General features: G+C 71.3%; 1 protein-coding gene. It reads right to left on the reverse strand.

Features of this window, described 5'->3' with window-relative positions; genetic code table 11:
- Positions 1-136 precede the first annotated feature (136 nt).
- A complete protein-coding gene (locus HMPREF0731_RS21785; protein WP_007006418.1) occupies positions 137-742 on the reverse strand; it encodes a TorD/DmsD family molecular chaperone in 606 nt (201 codons plus the stop codon).
- Positions 743-992 lie beyond the last annotated feature (250 nt).

A 992-nucleotide genomic window follows, 5' to 3' on the forward strand; every position in this document is an offset into this window, starting at 1 on the left:
CCCAGCGCCTTCAGGAAGCCACGCCGTTCCGACACCTTCCCCTCGTCCCGGTTGCTCATCGCCGCGTCCTTCTTCCTTGTTCTTCTCTGCTCAGTATTCGTGACAAATCTTGCCGCGCGGTTTCCCGGTCGCGGCCTCAGGCGGGCAGCCCGGCCGCCACCGCCTCGACCTCGACCGCGGCGCGGCCGAGCGCGCCCACGGCACGGTAGAATTCCGCCGCCTCCGCCGCCTCCAGATCGGCGAAGCAGCGCCCCGCCCAGGGCTGGATGTGGCGGGCGAAGAAGGCCGGCGCCTCCTCCGGCCCGGCCGGGAAGACCCCGGCGATCAGCCCGGCCATGGTCTCGCACAGGAAGCCCAGATGGTCCTCCGGCTCGGCCACGCCCGGCGCGCGCTCGACGCCGATCCGGGCCAGCGTGTCGCGCAGCTCGGCCAGCGGCCGCTCATGCAGGAAGCCGGTCAGGTAGTAGGAGGCGAAGGGCAGCAGCTCGCCCCGGCCGACGCCGATGAACAGCGCGTGGTATTCGCGCTCCACCGCGTCGGGCTTCGCCGCCCGCGCCGCCTGGCTCAGCCCGGCATAGGCGCGGCCCAGCAGCGTGTCCGGCTGCCCCTGCAGCCCGCGCAGATTGGCCAGCAGAGCGCCATCCGGCGGCGCCACCATCAGCCGCCCCAGCAGGGCGAAGAGGCGCGCGCGCTCCAGCTCCAGAAGGTCAAGCTCAGGGGCCGGCGGAACCGGATTGGCCATGCTGCGTCGCATCCCTGCCCGTCACGGGCCCAGCGTTTTTGGGAACGGATCACCCCTGCCGACAGGGGCCCTCCAATACTGCATTCTGACTCATCTGCTCGGTTTTACGCAAGCATCTGTCGGCAAACCTTGGTAATTGCGAAGTATTCGCATTTTCAACTGGGCAGGGCGCCACCATGCCGCCGGCGCGGCGACGCCTCCGCCGCGGCGGTCTCGGGCGCCGGGAGGGTGACCGGCGCGGCCGGCAGCG

This window comes from Pseudoroseomonas cervicalis ATCC 49957, from assembly GCF_000164635.1.
GTDB classification, from domain to species: domain Bacteria; phylum Pseudomonadota; class Alphaproteobacteria; order Acetobacterales; family Acetobacteraceae; genus Pseudoroseomonas; species Pseudoroseomonas cervicalis.